The organism is Lonsdalea quercina, from assembly GCF_900107885.1.
Lineage (GTDB): Bacteria > Pseudomonadota > Gammaproteobacteria > Enterobacterales > Enterobacteriaceae > Lonsdalea > Lonsdalea quercina.
Genome location: NZ_FNQS01000001.1, coordinates 322,861 through 338,071, shown reverse-complemented (window position 1 = coordinate 338,071; position 15,211 = coordinate 322,861). Strand labels below are relative to the sequence as shown.

Below are 15,211 nucleotides of genomic sequence, written 5' to 3'. Positions count from 1 at the left end.
ATTGCGAGACGAGGAAGACGGTGTGTGCTGAGTCATTATTGGGCAATCTCGGTGATATCTTCGCCAAACCACTGCTGGGAGATTCGCGACATCGTCCCGTCGGCGCGCAGGGCGTTAAGGGTTTCCGCCAGCTTGGCGGTCCATTCGGGGTCGCCTTTGTCGGTGGCGATCCAGTTAGGTTCGGAGTAAAGCGTTGAGACGACGCGCAGCTGCGTCATGCGCGCCAGACGCGGCTTGGCGGTAATGCGATCAGAGATCACGGCATCTAAGCGTTTGCCGGGACCGAGCGCCAGATTCTGAAATGCGATGGCCTCGTCGGTCGGGATCGCCTGAACGTTTTGGAAGGGGAAGTTGATCGGTTTGCCGCCCGGAATAACGAGGCTTTTATTCAGGTAGCTTTCATAGCTGGAGCCGAGACCCAAACCCACGCGCTTGTTGCTGAGGTCCGCCGCCGACTGAATCTGTTTTTCGTCTTTGTGCACGATCAGCACGGCGAAGGTGCTGTAGTACGGCGTGGCGAAATCGAGGACTTTCGAGCGCTCGGGGTTCGGCGTCATGGAACAAACGCACAGGTCCCAACGCCCCTGCCAGCGTCCGCCGACGATGGCCTCCCAACCCGGCGTCGCCAACTGCAGTTTGACGCCAAGCTTCTGTGCGATGGCCTTAGCGACATCCACGTCAAAACCGACCAGCTGATTATTGTCATCGATGTAGCTAAACGGCGGATAGTCGTTAAACAAGACATTGCGCAGAACGCCGGTCTGGTTGATCCGGTCGAGTGTAGTTCCGGCCTGAGAGGGGATGCTGGCGGCGCATATCGCCAAGCCGAGCATCATCAATGTGAAAAGTTTTTTCATTTGTTTTCCCTATTAATCAGGATGCTAACTCTAAAATCCCTTTTACAGAATGGCGGCTCTCAGCGGAAAAAGCACGCTCAAAAGGAGTATCTTATAAATAGCAGGCGTGTCCTGTCAGCTATTACTCGTGCCGAATGACGACTCGCCGAACCTTGCGGCCCCGGCTTCAGGATCGTAAACGGGTAAAAAGCGGGGGAGAATACTCATGATAGGCCCCGGCGGCAAGTGCCTCCGGGGCAAAAGATGATTTAGTCGGCGGCGTAGCCGTGCGGCGGGATGCGAATACCGTCCAACCAGGCTTCGTTATCTTTCATTTTCAAACGGCCTTCCAGAAACCAATTGACCGCCAGCGGATAGATGGTGTGCTCTTGAGTCTGCACTCTCGCCTTCACATCCTGCTCTTCGTCATCGTCGAAAATAGGAACGCGCGCCTGCAGCACAATCGGTCCGCCGTCCAGCGCTTCTGTGACGAAATGTACCGACGCGCCGTGCAGCCGGTCGCGATTTTTCATCGCCAGACGGTGCGTATGCAGACCGGGGTATTTCGGCAGCAGGGAAGGGTGAATGTTGAGAATTTTTCCCTCGAATCGGGAGACGAACTCGGCGCTCAGTATGCGCATATAGCCTGCGAGCACGATGACGTCGGGCTGATATTTCTCTATTTCGTCCGCCAGCGCCGCGTCATAAGCCACGCGCTCGACTTCTTCACTCGGGGATAACACGTGCGTCGGGATGTCAGCGTCCTGCGCACGAGCCAATCCCCCCGCTTCGGGATTGTTGCTGAATACGGCGACGATCTTGCCTTTGACGCGGCAGCGCTCACAGGCAGAGATCAACGTTTGCAGGTTAGTTCCTTCACCTGAAATCAGCACTACGATATTTTTCATGCGTTAATAACCACGGTTTCTCCGGTATCGGTGCGGTTAATGTTACCGATTTTCCAGGCTTTTTCACCGTTGGCGTTCAGCAGGGCAATCGCGTCTTCTACCTGTTCGGCCGGCAGGGCGACGATCATGCCCACGCCGCAGTTGAAGGTGCGGTACATTTCATGACGGCTGACGTTGCCAGCTTTTTGCAGCCAGTTGAATACGGACGGCCATTGCCAGCTGGACTCATCGAGGGTGGCCTGCATGCCTTCCGGCAGTACGCGCGGAATATTTTCCCAGAAGCCGCCGCCGGTCAGGTGGCAGATGGCGTGCGCGTCCATTTTCTCAATCAGCGACAGGATGGATTTCACGTAGATTTTGGTCGGCGCCAGCAGGTGATCGGCCAACGGCACGCCATCCAGCTGCTCGGTAGCTGGGTCCGTGTGGCTGAATTCCAGAATTTTGCGCACCAGCGAATAGCCGTTGGAGTGCGGGCCGCTGGAGGCTAACGCGATCAGTGCGTCGCCTTCTTTTACCTTACTGCCGTCGATGATTTCTGATTTTTCGACCACGCCGACGCAGAAACCGGCGACGTCATAATCTTCTCCGTGATACATCCCCGGCATTTCCGCCGTTTCGCCGCCGACCAGAGCGCAGCCGGACTGTTTGCAGCCTGCGGCGATACCGGTGATGACGCTCGCCGCCGTGTCCACGTCCAGCTTGCCGGTGGCATAGTAGTCGAGAAAAAACAGCGGCTCGGCGCCAGCAACGACCAAATCATTGACGCACATGGCCACCAGGTCGATGCCGATGGCGTCGTGACGCTTCAGATCCATCGCCAGACGCAGTTTGGTGCCCACGCCGTCGGTGCCGGAAACCAGCACCGGCTCACGATATTTTTGCGGCAGGGCGCACAGGGCGCCGAATCCTCCCAGACCTCCCATGACTTCCGGGCGTCGAGTTTGTTTCACTACGCTTTTAATACGTCCAACCAATGCATTGCCTGCATCAATATCCACGCCTGCGTCTTTATAGCTGAGAGAGGTTTTATCGGTCACTGCGGAGTCCCCACGGAGGTTACGTTTGGTGATTGGAAAATGGAGCGGGGCAATTCTAACAGCCTAAGCAAACGTTTGCGAGCGGCGAGTGCCGGCGCGGTCTTTTAGGAAATAGGACGTCTAATTCGCAGAGCGGCTTGATCTGGATCAGCTGCCGCCGTATGTTCCCGCTTGCAAAAGCGGTATAATCCGGCGATTTTTTTGCCGTCCGTAGCCGAAGGGGAGAAGAAAAATGAAGATCGTAGAGGTTAAACACCCGCTAGTTAGACACAAACTGGGTCTGTTGCGCGAGCAGGATATCAGCACCAAACGTTTTCGTGAGCTGGCGTCGGAAATCGGGAGCCTGCTGACGTATGTCGCTACGGCGGATTTGGTCATGGAGAAAGTCACTATTGAAGGGTGGTGCGGACCGGTTGAAATCGATCAAATCAAGGGAAAAAAAATTACCGTTGTGCCGATTTTGCGCGCGGGTCTGGGCATGATGGAAGGGGTGCTGGAAAATCTGCCCAGCGCGCGTATTAGCGTTGTGGGGATGTACCGTGACGAAGAAACGCTGGAGCCGGTACCTTATTTCCAGAAACTGGCGTCCAATATCGACGAGCGTATGGCGCTAGTGGTAGACCCTATGCTGGCGACCGGCGGTTCCATGATCGCCACCATCGACCTGTTGAAGAAAGCCGGCTGCAAGCGTATCAAGCTACTGGTGCTGGTCGCGGCCCCGGAAGGGATCGCCGCGCTGGAGAAGGCCCATCCGGATGTTGAGCTGTATACCGCATCTATCGATAAAGAGCTGAACGAACACGGTTACATTATGCCGGGCCTGGGTGATGCCGGCGACAAGCTGTTCGGTACCAAATAAGCAGATACGATGAGCCGGCTGAAGAGCCGGTTTTTTTGGGGTTGAGTTTGCGGGTTGAGCTGTTTGCGCTGACGAAGTCGCGGCGGGTCGCCCGGGAGATGTCGTATTGAAGCGGATACGACCGCTTTACTGATTGTTTTTTCAACACCTAGAGAAAGGAATAACAAGATGACTCGTCGCGCCATCGGCGTTAGTGAACGGCCACCGTTGTTACAAACCCTCCCGTTGAGCCTCCAGCACTTGTTCGCCATGTTCGGCGCGACGGTGCTGGTCCCGATCCTGTTCAAAATCAATCCCGCCACCGTATTATTGTTCAATGGTATCGGGACGCTGATGTATTTGCTGATCTGTAAAGGAAAAATACCGGCCTATCTGGGATCCAGTTTTGCGTTCATTTCTCCGGTGCTGCTGTTGCTACCGCTGGGTTATGAGCTGGCTTTGGGCGGATTTATTATCTGCGGCGTCCTGTTCTGTTTGGTGGCGTTGATTGTCAAAAAAGCCGGGACCGCCTGGCTTTCGGTCATGTTTCCGCCCGCGGCAATGGGCGCTATCGTGGCGGTGATCGGTCTGGAACTGGCTGGCGTAGCGGCCGGGATGGCGGGACTGTTGCCCGCCGACGGCGCGAGCGTCGATACCAAAGCCGTGATTGTTTCGCTGACGACGCTGGCTGTGACGATTCTGGGATCGGTGATGTTTCGTGGCTTTCTGGCCATCATCCCTATTCTGGTCGGCGTATTGGCGGGTTACGCGCTATCCTTCTTTATGGGCATGGTGGATCTGACGCCGGTCGCGCAGGCCCACTGGCTTGCTCTGCCGACATTCTACACGCCGCGTTTTGAGTGGTTCGCCGTGTTGTCCATTCTTCCCGCCGCGCTGGTGGTGATAGCCGAACACATCGGACATCTGGTGGTGACAGCCAATATCGTCAAGAAAGATTTGATGCGTGATCCCGGACTGCATCGCTCCCTGTTCGCCAATGGGATCTCCACCGTTTTCTCCGGCTGTTTCGGTTCCACGCCGAATACGACTTATGGCGAGAACATCGGCGTATTAGCGTTGACCAAGGTCTACAGCACTTGGGTGATCGGCGGCGCGGCGGTGCTGGCTATCCTGTTGTCCTGCGTCGGTAAGCTGGCGGCGGCGATCCAAGCGGTCCCCGTGCCGGTGATGGGAGGCGTATCGCTGTTACTGTATGGAGTGATTGCTGCGTCAGGCATCCGAGTGTTGATCGAATCGAAGGTGAATTACGACAAAGCGCAGAACCTGATCCTGACGGCGGTGATTCTGATCATCGGGGTCAGCGGCGCGAAGGTTCACCTCGGCGCCGTCGAACTAAAAGGGATGGCGCTGGCGACGGTGGTGGGGATTTTCCTGAGCCTGCTGTTCCGCGTGATTTCCCTGCTGCGCAAAGAAGAAGTCGTGCTTGATCCGGCAGATGAAGAAGAAGGTTCCTTATGATGCCGTGACGAATGTCGCCGCTGTCGCGAGCCGACGGCGGCGACTGACCCCGGCGGCAGGTGTGCTGCCGGTTCAACAGGGGAAAGTTTCTGTGATAGACTTGCCCCGTTTTCCTGCCCGTTAGGTTTGAGGTGCTTCTGAACACGCCGGCACAGCTTTCATTACCGCTCTATTTACCGGATGACGAAACGTTCGACAGTTTCTATCCCGGAGAAAACGCTTCGCTGCTGGCGGCGCTTCATTCGGCATTGACTCAGCGGCACGGCAGCTACATCTATTTCTGGTCGCGCCACGGCGGAGGCCGGAGCCACCTGCTGCATGCGGCCTGCGCCGAACTCTCCCGTAAAGACGAAGCCGTCGGCTATGTGCCGCTGGATAAGCGCGCCTATTTTGTGCCTGAGGTGTTGGATGGGATGGAGCAGCTGGCGTTGGTCTGCATCGACAACATTGAAGCCATCGCAGGCGACGAAGAGTGGGAAATGGCGATGTTCAATCTTTACAACCGCATTCAGGAAGGCGGAAGCACGCGGTTGTTGATCACCGGCGATCGTCCGCCTCGCCAGCTTAATCTGCAGTTGCCTGACCTTGCGTCCCGGCTGGACTGGGGACAAATTTATCGCTTACAGCCGCTGTCCGACGATGAAAAAGGCGAAGCCTTGCAACTGCGGGCCAGACTGCGCGGATTTGAGCTGCCGGAGGATGTCAGCCGCTTCCTGCTGAAACGGCTGGACCGTGAGATGCGAACGCTGTTCGTGACGTTGGATCAGCTCGACCACGCCTCGATCGCGGCGCAGCGCAAGTTGACCATCCCTTTCGTCAAAGAGGCCCTCGACCTCTAGCGCCAGCTATTTCTGCGGCAGGATCGCCAGGACGTTCTCCGGCGGCCGTCCAAGCCGCGCCTGACCGTCAGCCACGACAATAGGGCGCTCGATCAATTTGGGATGGGTCGCCATCGCCTCAATCAGCTGCGCTTCGCTCAGCGTCTCGTCCCCCAGATTCAACGCCTTGTAGAGCGCTTCGTGGCGGCGCATGAGATCCCGCGCGTGGGTAAAACCAAGCATTTGAAGAAGTGAGTCTAGCGTCTTGGCATCGGGCGGGGTATCCAGATAGCGGAGGATCTGCGGCTCGATGCCCTGCTGTTGCAGCAGCGCCAGCGTTTCCCGGCTCTTGGCGCAGCGTGGATTGTGATAGATCACCACTCGATCGTTCATGGCATTATTCCTTTGGGTCATCAGGATTTATCGTATTGCTGAAAGCGTTTTTGCAGCGTGCGCAGCTGATCGATGCGGGCATCGTAGCGCGCCTGATCCAGGCTGCCGAGTTGGCTCTGGGCGCTGGCATTACTCAGCAGGCGGATAGCCTGATCGAGCTTGTCGTTCAGCGCCAGACTTTCTGCGCGGGCCGCCAGTTCTTCGCTGCGATTACCCAGGTCTGCCGCCGCATGGGCGAGAAGCTCCCAGCCATTGGGATCGCTGGGATTGGCGTAGGTGTACTTATGCAGGAGCCGGCTGGCGGCCGCGGCCTGATGGCCTTCCACATAGGCGTTCGCCAGATTGAGCTGCAGCACCGGGTTGACCTGGGCGTCCGGTATTTTCTGCAGGCGCGCGATGGCCTGCGACGCGCGCTGCTGCCCAATGTCGATATCGGTCATCAGGTCCAGAAACCACGGATCGGCGGGCGATTTATCGAGCAAGGGCTGGAGAGCCGCGCGAGCGCTATCGTATTTCTTGGTCTGGTATGCCTGAATGGCCCGGCCATACTGCGCCGCCTCTCGCTCGCGGACATTGCCTTTTTCCCAGTTGCTGAGCAGCGTGGCGGCGATCGGGTTGTCGTCCGACGCGTACATCGTCAGTACGCGAATACGCGCTAACAGGAAATCCTGCGACGAATGGACCGGCGTCGAGCGCATCTGGTTGGCGCGGTTGCGAGAGTCGGACAGCCGGCTTTCCGGCAATGGGTGAGTGAGCAGCATTTCCGGCGGCGTGGTGGCATAGCGCGTCTGATCGGCCAGACGCTGAAGGAAATCAGGCATCGCCTGCGGATCGAACCCCGCGCGTTGCAGCACCTGAATGCCGATGCGGTCGGCTTCCTGTTCATTTGCCTGCGTGAAGCTGATCACGCCTTGCTGAGCGCCCGCCAGCGTTCCGCTGAGCGCCGCCATCCCCATCTGAGGATTCGCCATCGCCAGTAGGATCGACCCCAGCGCGCCCGCCCAGGTCAGCGGCGCGCTGCTTCTCTGGGATTCGATAGCGCGCGCCAGATGGCGTTGGGTGACGTGAGAGATTTCATGCGCCAGCACCGAGGCCAACTCGCTTTCGTTCTCGACATAGCGAAACAGGCCTGAGTGGATCACGACATTGCCGCCGAAAAAGGCGAAGGCGTTGATCTCGTCGTTGTTGACCAGGAAGAAGTGAAACGGCGTCCGTACGGAGTCGGCGGATTTGACCAGCCGGTTACCCAGCTGGTTGATGTACTGTAAAAGCAGGGGATCGTTGACCAGCGGCGCGCCTGCACGCAGTTTGCGCAGATAAAAATCCCCCATTTCCAGTTCCTGATTGATACTGAGCGTAGCGCCTGCCGTCGTACCGATATCCGGCAAACGATCCTGAACGTCGGCGCTGACGGCGATTGGGCCGTTGGCAAGCAGCGTTGTCGCCAGCATCGCCATCACCGTTTGGTGAAGTCGGTTAGCCATTGTGCGTACCACCTTATGAACGGGGCGAAATCGTTATCATGGTCTTCATCTTAGCCAGAGGTCGCCTGCAAAGGAAATCCTAAGTATTGAAAGGCTGGATGAATGCAAGCGTGGAAGGTGTGAGAAGGGAAGATAGCCGGTACGAAGCGTGCGTACCGGCGGAACTTGCAAGCCTTGAAGACGATTATTCGCCTTTAAGATAGCTCAGCACGATGTCGTGGTGATTGCTGGTTTTGAAATTATCGAAGACTTTTTCCACCTTGCCTTCCGCGTCGATCAGGAAGCTGATACGGTGAATGCCGTCATAGGTTTTCCCCATGAACGATTTCTCGCCCCAGACGCCGAATTGTGCGGCCACCTGATGGTCTTCATCCGCCAGCAGCGTAAAGTTCAGCAACTCTTTTTCCGCGAAGCGTGACAATTTCTCGGGTTTATCCGTGCTGATGCCGAGAACTTCAACGCCATAGTGCTTCAGGTCGTCCATATTGTCGCGTAGACCGCAGGCTTGCACGGTGCAACCCGGCGTCATGGCTTTGGGATAGAAGTAAATCAAGACCCTCTGTCCCAGGAAGTCGGTCAAGCTAATGGGTTCGCCATCCTGATCGGGCAGGCTGAATTGGGGGGCGATATCGCCGGCTTTCAGTGTGCTCATCACTACTCTCCATCTCTTTTTTCATGCTGTGGATAGTTCACCACGCTAATACTGCCTTGTGCTTGCAGTTCTGTACATAGCTGATGAAAGGCTGGCTCGATAATTGAACCGTCCAGCGCGGCCGGACTGTGCGCGGTGATCTGAATGTACAGTTTCGGCATAGCGTCTCCGATGGCCGGCTGAGTTTTGGAAACCAGTTCGGCGATGTTCATCTGGTGAGAGTCAAACAGGTCGGTAAACCGCTCGATAATATGCGGGGAATCGACGACCTCCACCTTGACCCAAACTGTGGCGGGCATCGGCGGACGTGCATGCGACTCCGTGCGTTTCATGACGATCAGCAGTTCCAGCTCGGCGCCGATGATCGGCAGCGTGGACTCAATTCGGGCGATGGCGTTCCAACTGCCGGACAGCAGCATGATAAAGGTGAACTCTTTGCCCAGCATGGCAAGACGGCTATCTTCAATGTTGCAGCCGCTGCTGCTGACATGACGCGTAATCGTATTGACGATGCCGTTGCGATCGGCCCCCAGCGCAGTGACGACCAGATAGTGTTCTTGAGGGCTAGGCAAAATGGCGCTTCCTGTTCAATGTGTTGAGATCTACATGGTACACATAAAAAAAACCGGCTGCCAAGCGCAGACAACGGCGCTTGCGCGCTTGCTTTTGCATGGATGTCAAAAGTACCATGAGGCACTTGTTTTGGGAGGGGATGGCCAATGTTTACGGGAAGTAGTGTTGCTCTGATTACACCGATGGACGCCAAAGGCGCGGTCGATCGCGCAGCTTTGAAAAAATTAATCGATTATCATGTCGCTAGCGGAACATCGGCAATTGTTTCGGTTGGGACCACTGGAGAGTCCGCCACGCTAAGCCATGATGAACATGGGGACGTGGTGATGTTGACGCTGGACCTGTGCGACGGACGCATCCCTGTTATCGCCGGTACTGGCGCCAATTCCACGGCGGAAGCCATCTCCCTGACCCAACGTTTCAACGACAGCGGCATCGCCGGTTGTCTGACGGTGACGCCGTATTACAATCGACCGACTCAGGAAGGACTGTTCCAGCACTTTAAAGCGATTGCCGAACATACCGACCTGCCTCAGATCCTCTATAATGTGCCCTCCCGTACCGGCTGCGATCTGCTGCCTGAAACCGTCGCTCGCCTTGCCGCCATCAAAAATATTGTTGGAATTAAAGAGGCGACGGGGAACTTAAGCCGGGTGACTCAGATCCAAGCACTGGTTGATGACAGCTTCGTGTTGCTGAGCGGCAACGACGACGTTGGTCTGGACTTCATGCAGCTAGGCGGTCACGGGGTGATTTCCGTTACGGCGAACGTCGCCCCTCGTGAAATGGCGGAAATGTGCTCGCTGGCCGCGCGAGGCAACTTTGTTGAAGCCCGTCGTCTTAACCAACGGCTGATGCCGCTTCATCAGAAACTGTTTGTAGAACCCAATCCGATTCCGGTGAAGTGGGCCTGTAAGGCATTGGGATTGATAGCGACCGACACGCTGCGTCTGCCAATGACGCCTCTGACCGACAGTGGTCGTGAGGCGGTAGGGCAGGCGTTGAAGCAGTCTGGTTTGCTGTAATCGTTAGGGAGATTGAATGAGTTCTTCATTGCAAAAGTCAATGGTGGCAACCGTGGTCAGCCTTTCGCTGATCACGCTGCTGACAGCCTGTACCAACGATCAACGCTACAAGCGTCAGGTCAACGGTGATGAGTCCTACCTGCAGACGCCGGAGCACCGTGCGCTGAATGTCCCGTCCGGCATGATTCTGCCGTTGCAGAACGGTGACTACGACGTCCCGCCGATTAATCAAAACGGTCTGGTGGGTAAGAATCTGGATATTCGTCCGCCGATGCAATCGCTGGCGTTGCTAAACGGATCACGCGGTCAGGTGAGTGGAAATACGGCGACCCTGCTGCTGGAAAACAGCGCTCAGAACAGCCAGCTGTGGTCCCAGCTCATTCAGGTGATGCAGTCCAAAGGCTACACCATCGACAATCGTCAGGATGCCAGCCAGACGCTGACCACCGGCTGGATCAGCTGGAGTTCCGAAGAAGAGAAAGAACCGCCTTATCAGGCGCGTTATGAAGTGTCGTTGAAGCCTCAGGGCTATCAGCTGGCGCTGGGCGTGAAACTCCTCGCCCTGCAGCAGAACAACGCAACGCTGGATGATGCCTTCCTGACGCAACGCTACACGAGCCAGATGATGAACTCGTTATCCGATGGCCTGGAGAAGGCGGTGTCTGCCCGTGAAAATGCGCAGTCTCATCGCGGAAGTCAGGCTCTGGATGTCCAGAGCGCTGCCGACGATGCCGGCCTGCCGTTGATCGTGGTGCGCGGAAGCTATGTTCAGGTCTGGGACCGCCTGCCGAAGGCGCTGGAAAATAGCGGGATGACGGTGAACGATCGCAGCCGTCCTCAGGGTACGGTCTCAGTGACCTACCGCTCGCCGGGCAGCGACCATTGGGATTCGCTGGGTGCGAAAGATCCGCAGCTGATGAACGGAGATTATAAGTTGCAGGTCGGCGATCTCGGCAACCGCAGCAGCCTGCAGTTCATCGACTCGAAAGGACATACGCTCACCCAGTCGCAAAACGACGCGTTGGTGGCGGTGTTCCAAGCAGCGTTTAATCGATAAGTGTTCAGGGCCGGATGATCCGGCCCTTTTTTATTCTATTGTCAACGCGTTAACTATCACGGGCCAGGCGCGGATGGCCCTCACTGTGTGGAGTAATAAAGATGCAAAAGCTAGCTGAGTTGTATCGCGGAAAAGCAAAAACGGTTTACACCACGGACGATCCCGATCTGCTGGTGCTGCAGTTTCGCAATGATACGTCAGCGTTAGATGGTCAGCGCATTGAGCAGTTTGATCGTAAAGGGCTGGTGAACAACAAGTTCAATCACTTCATTATGAGCAAGCTGGAAGAAGCCGGTATTCCGACTCAGATGGAGCGTCTGCTGTCCGATACCGAAGTGCTGGTAAAAAAACTGGATATGGTGCCGGTTGAATGCGTGATTCGTAACCGTGCCGCGGGTTCGCTGGTGAAACGTCTGGGCATCAAAGAAGGCGAAATTCTAAATCCGCCGCTGTTTGATCTGTTCCTGAAGAATGACGCCATGCACGATCCTATGGTCAACGAGTCTTACTGCGAGACCTTCGGCTGGGTAAGCGCAAAGCACCTGGCGCGCATGAAGGCGCTGAGCTATCAGGCGAATGATGTTCTCAGCAAGCTGTTTGATGATGCCGGGCTGATTCTGGTGGACTTCAAGCTGGAATTTGGTTTGTTCAAGGGCGAAGTGGTGCTGGGTGATGAGTTTTCGCCGGATGGCAGCCGTCTGTGGGACAAAAACACGCTGGATAAGATGGATAAAGACCGTTTCCGCCAGAGCCTGGGGGGAGTGATCGAAGCCTATGAGGAAGTTGCCCGCCGTATCGGCGTTTCTTTAGACTAAAAAAGCAATCGTTTTCGTTTTGCCGTCAGGCACTCAAAACCTGACGGCGCTCCCGTTGTTCGACTGTACCGCCACTCCGCCTGAGATTGAACGCCGGTCCCATCATGATCGGTGGTATTATTGCCCGCCGTATTTTCTGTTTTTCCCCGCAAGGAATTTTCATGGCCTATTTAGACCCGACGCTATTAATTTTACTGGCGCTGGCCGCGCTTGGCATCATTAGCCACAACATGACCGTGACGCTGGCCATTCTGGCGCTGCTGGCGGTACGCATCACGCCGTTGAATCACTATTTTCCCTGGGTGGAGAAATACGGCCTGACCGTTGGCGTGCTGGTATTGACGATAGGCGTGATGGCGCCCATCGCCAGCGGAAAAATCAGCGCGGGAGAGGTCATACACTCGTTCCTGCACTGGAAATCGCTGCTGGCGGTGTTGATCGGCGTGATGGTTTCCTGGCTGGGGGGCCGTGGCGTTGCGCTGATGTCGAGCCAACCTTCGGTCGTGGCTGGATTATTGGTGGGTACGGTGATGGGGGTGGCATTATTCCGCGGCGTCCCGGTCGGCCCGCTGATTGCCGCCGGGCTGCTGTCGTTGCTGGTCGGTAAGGGCGGCTGAGGTTTTGTCGGAGATGTCGCGCTCTGCTCTTGACGCGCTTGTCGCCGCGCAATCGGCGATGTCGCTGGCGGGCATTCGCCGTGTGCTCACGATTAGCGGCGATCGCGAGTGGTGCATAACGCAGGCCCAGACCGTGCGTCAGGCGCTGCCCGGCGACTGGCCGTGGGTCGGCAAAACGGCGCTGGCGCCGTCTCAACTGAAAGGGAAGCTGGGGCAGGAGTTCCTGCACGGCGTATTTGACGCCCACGATGGAGTGGACGCAGAGGCGTTGGCGATCCTGGCGGGCACCCTCAAGGCCGGAAGCTGGCTGCTGCTATTGGTCCCTGAATGGGAGGCCTGGCCAAACTGCCCGGATGCGGACAGCTTGCGCTGGAGCGAAAGTACGGAAGCGATCGCGACGCCCGCGTTCATCCGCCGTTTGCGTGCGGCGCTGGTGTCTGACGGCGAAGCCGCGCTTTGGCGGCAGTCGATGCCATTTAACCTGACGCCGACTCGCATCCGGCCTGCGTGGCATGCGCCGGACGGCAGACCCACGCAAGGTCAGCAGGATATTCTGCGACAGCTACAGGCCGCTCGACATGCGGCTTATGTCATTACCGCTCCAAGAGGACGCGGAAAATCCACGGTGGCAGGGCTGTTCGCGCAACAATGTCGCGAACGCTGTTGGGTGGTTGCGCCTTCCCGTGCGGCCAGCGATGTCTTGCTGCGCCAGTCTGGCGATGCGCCCTCCTTCTGGTCCCCAGATAGCCTGTTGGCGCACTGTCGCCAGCACGGCGGTGGTGCTGAGTGGCTGTTGATTGACGAAGCGGCGGCGCTCCCGTTTTCAGTCCTCAATGAATTAGTGTCCTTTTTTCCGCATGTGCTGATGACGACCACCGTGCTGGGCTACGAAGGCACCGGACGCGGTTTCTGGATTAAATTTTGTGCCGGATTGCCTGATTGTCGAATGTTGGAACTGAGTGAACCGCTGCGCTGGTCCACCGACGATCCGCTGGAGCGTTTGCTGGACCACGTCATGCTGTTTCAGGCTGAGAACCGTCTGGAGGGGCAGCGTTTAACATCGCCTGTCACGCTGGTCCGCGACGAACCCGCCGATTGGACACGCTTTCCGGCCCGTCTGGAACAGTGCTACGGCCTGCTGTGCAGCGCGCACTACCGAACTTCGCCGTTAGACTTGCGTCGTCTGCTGGATGCCCCCGGTATGCACCTTACCGCAGCTCGTAGCGGCGAAAACCTGTGCGGCGTCATCTGGTCGGTGGATGAGGGCGGGCTGGACGCCGAGCTGGCCCGCGACGTATGGGCCGGACGTCGACGGCCGCGCGGCAATCTGGTCGCGCAGTCGCTGGCGGCCCACGGCAATTTGTGGACAGCGCCGCAACTACGCTCCCGGCGTATTAGCCGTATTGCCGTCCTGCCTTCTGCGAGACGAGAAGGCATCGGACTGGCATTGGTGCGGGAACAGCAGCGGCAAGGCGAGCAAGCGGGCCTGGACTTTCTGTCGGTCAGCTTCGGCTATGATCCGGCGCTGTGGCAATTCTGGCAGCGCTGCAGTTTTTGTCTGGCGCGGATAGGCAGTCATATTGAAGCCAGCAGCGGCTGCTATAGCGCGATGGCGTTATTACCGCTGAGCGATGCTGGTATGGCGCTGGCACACGAGGCCACGCGACAGTTGGCTCGCGATTGGCGCTGGCTGCGACGGAACATTGGGCTGACGCTGCCTATCGATCTGGACGACGAGAATACGCTGGATGAGGCCGACTGGCTTAATCTGTACGGATTCGCTTTTGCACATCGTCCTCCTCAGTCAAGCCTGGCCTCACTGGGCCGACTGCTGACCCATACTTCGCTGACGCTGCCTGCGCTAAGGCTTTGGCTGGATGACGGCGTGCCGGAAAGCGTATGTGTTGAGCGGTTGGGGCTGAGCGGCAAAAAAGCCTTGCTGCGCCGCTGGCGGGAAGAGACGGCGCAGGCCCTGTCACATTGCGATAACGACGCTCTCCAACACGCTCGGCAATGGCTGACGTAGTTTCTCTCTGCTGTTGACGTCTCTGCGCGCCATCATGGCGCCGTGCAGGATGATGCCAACAAGTCGTTCAGTAAACCTCAATATCGAGCGATTGGCGTCGGGCATACAGTGATGCTAATAACGGCCCGGAGAGAACTTATGAAACGTGAATACGTTGTGGGTACAACAGCCTTCCGCTCCCCGCCGTTATTCCTCATTTTTCATGGCGTAGGGGATAACCCGGCGTCGATGGCCGAAATCGGCCGCTATTTCGCCAACGCATTCAGCGCGTCCTGCCTCGCTTTATTGTGACCATTCGCTATTCGGCAAATGCAGAGCGGCATCAACGCGAGTCATACCGCGTTGGCGGGGCTTGGCAAGGGGACAAGGCGCATTGCGGCGGGCTCCGCGCCTGCGTTTTCACGGTTGACGCGGAAGAGGGGCAAACAGGACGGGCAGACTATTTTTCGTCTTGTTTTTTATCTTGTTTCTTATCTTTCGGCCAATCATCCTCTTCATCCCACTGCGCATTATTGTCGCGGTGAGGCGGTAGTTCGGGCTTGTCTTTCAGGAACCGTTTGTAATCTACTCGACGTAAATCTTTGATCCCGTTGATTAACATTCCCACCAGTATCAGCAGAATGATCCACCAGTAATCAGCCAGCCATGCCATA

17 protein-coding genes are annotated in these 15,211 nt (G+C 57.2%); 9 read left to right on the top strand and 8 right to left on the bottom strand.

Going from position 1 to position 15,211, the window contains the following annotated elements:
• Positions 1 to 35: 35 nt before the first annotated feature.
• From BLU64_RS01565 to purM, 3 genes are all read right to left on the bottom strand, one after another.
• On the bottom strand, positions 36 to 857 hold the full coding sequence (locus tag BLU64_RS01565; protein ID WP_026742801.1) for an ABC transporter substrate-binding protein: 822 nt from the start codon (positions 855 to 857) through the stop codon (positions 36 to 38).
• A 248-nt stretch (positions 858 to 1,105) separates the two neighbouring features.
• Entirely contained in the window at positions 1,106 to 1,744 is a 639-nt protein-coding gene (purN, locus tag BLU64_RS01560; RefSeq protein WP_026742800.1) for a phosphoribosylglycinamide formyltransferase, read from the bottom strand.
• Positions 1,741 to 2,781: a phosphoribosylformylglycinamidine cyclo-ligase gene (gene purM / locus BLU64_RS01555; RefSeq protein ID WP_074727743.1), complete on the bottom strand. Its 1,041-nt coding sequence runs from the start codon at positions 2,779 to 2,781 to the stop codon at positions 1,741 to 1,743. The genes purN and purM overlap by 4 nt, the downstream gene beginning before the upstream one ends.
• A gap of 232 nt (positions 2,782 to 3,013) precedes the next feature.
• Between purM and upp the strand changes: the two genes are divergently transcribed.
• The 3 genes from upp to hda all read left to right on the top strand — a co-directional run bounded on the left by upp (position 3,014) and on the right by hda (position 5,937).
• Positions 3,014 to 3,640, top strand: coding sequence for a uracil phosphoribosyltransferase (gene upp, locus BLU64_RS01550; RefSeq protein WP_026742798.1), 627 nt, complete (start codon positions 3,014 to 3,016; stop codon positions 3,638 to 3,640).
• 168 nt (positions 3,641 to 3,808) lie between these two features.
• Positions 3,809 to 5,098: a uracil permease gene (gene uraA, locus BLU64_RS01545; protein ID WP_026742797.1), complete on the top strand. Its 1,290-nt coding sequence runs from the start codon at positions 3,809 to 3,811 to the stop codon at positions 5,096 to 5,098.
• 131 nt (positions 5,099 to 5,229) lie between these two features.
• Positions 5,230 to 5,937 carry a DnaA inactivator Hda gene (gene hda / locus BLU64_RS01540; RefSeq protein WP_026742796.1) on the top strand — a complete coding sequence of 236 codons (708 nt, stop codon included), beginning with the start codon at positions 5,230 to 5,232 and terminating at the stop codon, positions 5,935 to 5,937.
• Positions 5,938 to 5,943: 6 nt separating this feature from the next.
• Here hda and arsC read toward each other — a convergent pair whose 3' ends face one another.
• The 4 genes from arsC to BLU64_RS01520 form a co-directional block, all read right to left on the bottom strand.
• Positions 5,944 to 6,309, bottom strand: a complete 366-nt coding sequence (gene arsC / locus BLU64_RS01535; RefSeq protein ID WP_026742795.1) for an arsenate reductase (glutaredoxin) — start codon at positions 6,307 to 6,309, stop codon at positions 5,944 to 5,946.
• 20 nt (positions 6,310 to 6,329) lie between these two features.
• The gene (gene bepA / locus BLU64_RS01530; RefSeq protein ID WP_026742794.1) at positions 6,330 to 7,793 is read right to left on the bottom strand and encodes a beta-barrel assembly-enhancing protease; all 1,464 of its coding nucleotides are present in this window, start codon (positions 7,791 to 7,793) and stop codon (positions 6,330 to 6,332) included.
• Between the two features lie 184 nt (positions 7,794 to 7,977).
• Positions 7,978 to 8,445, bottom strand: coding sequence for a thioredoxin-dependent thiol peroxidase (bcp, locus tag BLU64_RS01525; protein ID WP_026742793.1), 468 nt, complete (start codon positions 8,443 to 8,445; stop codon positions 7,978 to 7,980).
• Between the two features lie 2 nt (positions 8,446 to 8,447).
• Positions 8,448 to 9,017, bottom strand: a complete 570-nt coding sequence (locus BLU64_RS01520) for a glycine cleavage system transcriptional repressor (protein ID WP_026742792.1) — start codon at positions 9,015 to 9,017, stop codon at positions 8,448 to 8,450.
• A 147-nt stretch (positions 9,018 to 9,164) separates the two neighbouring features.
• On the opposite strand from BLU64_RS01520, the gene dapA reads away from it, so the two are divergent.
• From dapA to BLU64_RS17355, 6 genes are all read left to right on the top strand, one after another.
• Entirely contained in the window at positions 9,165 to 10,043 is an 879-nt protein-coding gene (gene dapA / locus BLU64_RS01515; RefSeq protein WP_026742791.1) for a 4-hydroxy-tetrahydrodipicolinate synthase, read from the top strand.
• A gap of 16 nt (positions 10,044 to 10,059) precedes the next feature.
• Positions 10,060 to 11,100, top strand: a complete 1,041-nt coding sequence (gene bamC / locus BLU64_RS01510) for an outer membrane protein assembly factor BamC (RefSeq protein ID WP_026742790.1) — start codon at positions 10,060 to 10,062, stop codon at positions 11,098 to 11,100.
• Positions 11,101 to 11,201: 101 nt separating this feature from the next.
• Entirely contained in the window at positions 11,202 to 11,915 is a 714-nt protein-coding gene (purC, locus tag BLU64_RS01505) for a phosphoribosylaminoimidazolesuccinocarboxamide synthase (RefSeq protein ID WP_026742789.1), read from the top strand.
• A 161-nt stretch (positions 11,916 to 12,076) separates the two neighbouring features.
• Entirely contained in the window at positions 12,077 to 12,532 is a 456-nt protein-coding gene (locus BLU64_RS01500; protein ID WP_074727869.1) for a DUF441 domain-containing protein, read from the top strand.
• Between the two features lie 13 nt (positions 12,533 to 12,545).
• Positions 12,546 to 14,558, top strand: coding sequence for a tRNA(Met) cytidine acetyltransferase TmcA (locus BLU64_RS01495; RefSeq protein ID WP_051625509.1), 2,013 nt, complete (start codon positions 12,546 to 12,548; stop codon positions 14,556 to 14,558).
• A 138-nt stretch (positions 14,559 to 14,696) separates the two neighbouring features.
• Positions 14,697 to 14,849, top strand: coding sequence for a hypothetical protein (locus BLU64_RS17355; RefSeq protein WP_157755372.1), 153 nt, complete (start codon positions 14,697 to 14,699; stop codon positions 14,847 to 14,849).
• 148 nt (positions 14,850 to 14,997) lie between these two features.
• On the opposite strand, the gene BLU64_RS01490 is transcribed toward BLU64_RS17355, so the two are convergent.
• On the bottom strand, positions 14,998 to 15,210 hold the full coding sequence (locus tag BLU64_RS01490; protein WP_026738915.1) for a YpfN family protein: 213 nt from the start codon (positions 15,208 to 15,210) through the stop codon (positions 14,998 to 15,000).
• Position 15,211 lies beyond the last annotated feature (1 nt).

What these genes read in the sequence shown, in the direction of transcription:
- BLU64_RS01565 (WP_026742801.1), bottom strand. Translation starts at nt 857, where the DNA reads ATGAAAAAACTTTTCACATTGATGATGCTCGGCTTGGCGATATGCGCC.
- purN (WP_026742800.1), bottom strand. Translation starts at nt 1,744, where the DNA reads ATGAAAAATATCGTAGTGCTGATTTCAGGTGAAGGAACTAACCTGCAA.
- upp (WP_026742798.1), top strand. Translation starts at nt 3,014, where the DNA reads ATGAAGATCGTAGAGGTTAAACACCCGCTAGTTAGACACAAACTGGGT.
- uraA (WP_026742797.1), top strand. Translation starts at nt 3,809, where the DNA reads ATGACTCGTCGCGCCATCGGCGTTAGTGAACGGCCACCGTTGTTACAA.
- arsC (WP_026742795.1), bottom strand. Translation starts at nt 6,309, where the DNA reads ATGAACGATCGAGTGGTGATCTATCACAATCCACGCTGCGCCAAGAGC.
- bepA (WP_026742794.1), bottom strand. Translation starts at nt 7,793, where the DNA reads ATGGCTAACCGACTTCACCAAACGGTGATGGCGATGCTGGCGACAACG.
- bcp (WP_026742793.1), bottom strand. Translation starts at nt 8,445, where the DNA reads ATGAGCACACTGAAAGCCGGCGATATCGCCCCCCAATTCAGCCTGCCC.
- dapA (WP_026742791.1), top strand. Translation starts at nt 9,165, where the DNA reads ATGTTTACGGGAAGTAGTGTTGCTCTGATTACACCGATGGACGCCAAA.
- bamC (WP_026742790.1), top strand. Translation starts at nt 10,060, where the DNA reads ATGAGTTCTTCATTGCAAAAGTCAATGGTGGCAACCGTGGTCAGCCTT.
- purC (WP_026742789.1), top strand. Translation starts at nt 11,202, where the DNA reads ATGCAAAAGCTAGCTGAGTTGTATCGCGGAAAAGCAAAAACGGTTTAC.
- BLU64_RS01500 (WP_074727869.1), top strand. Translation starts at nt 12,077, where the DNA reads ATGGCCTATTTAGACCCGACGCTATTAATTTTACTGGCGCTGGCCGCG.
- BLU64_RS01495 (WP_051625509.1), top strand. Translation starts at nt 12,546, where the DNA reads ATGTCGCGCTCTGCTCTTGACGCGCTTGTCGCCGCGCAATCGGCGATG.
- BLU64_RS17355 (WP_157755372.1), top strand. Translation starts at nt 14,697, where the DNA reads ATGAAACGTGAATACGTTGTGGGTACAACAGCCTTCCGCTCCCCGCCG.
- BLU64_RS01490 (WP_026738915.1), bottom strand. Translation starts at nt 15,210, where the DNA reads ATGGCATGGCTGGCTGATTACTGGTGGATCATTCTGCTGATACTGGTG.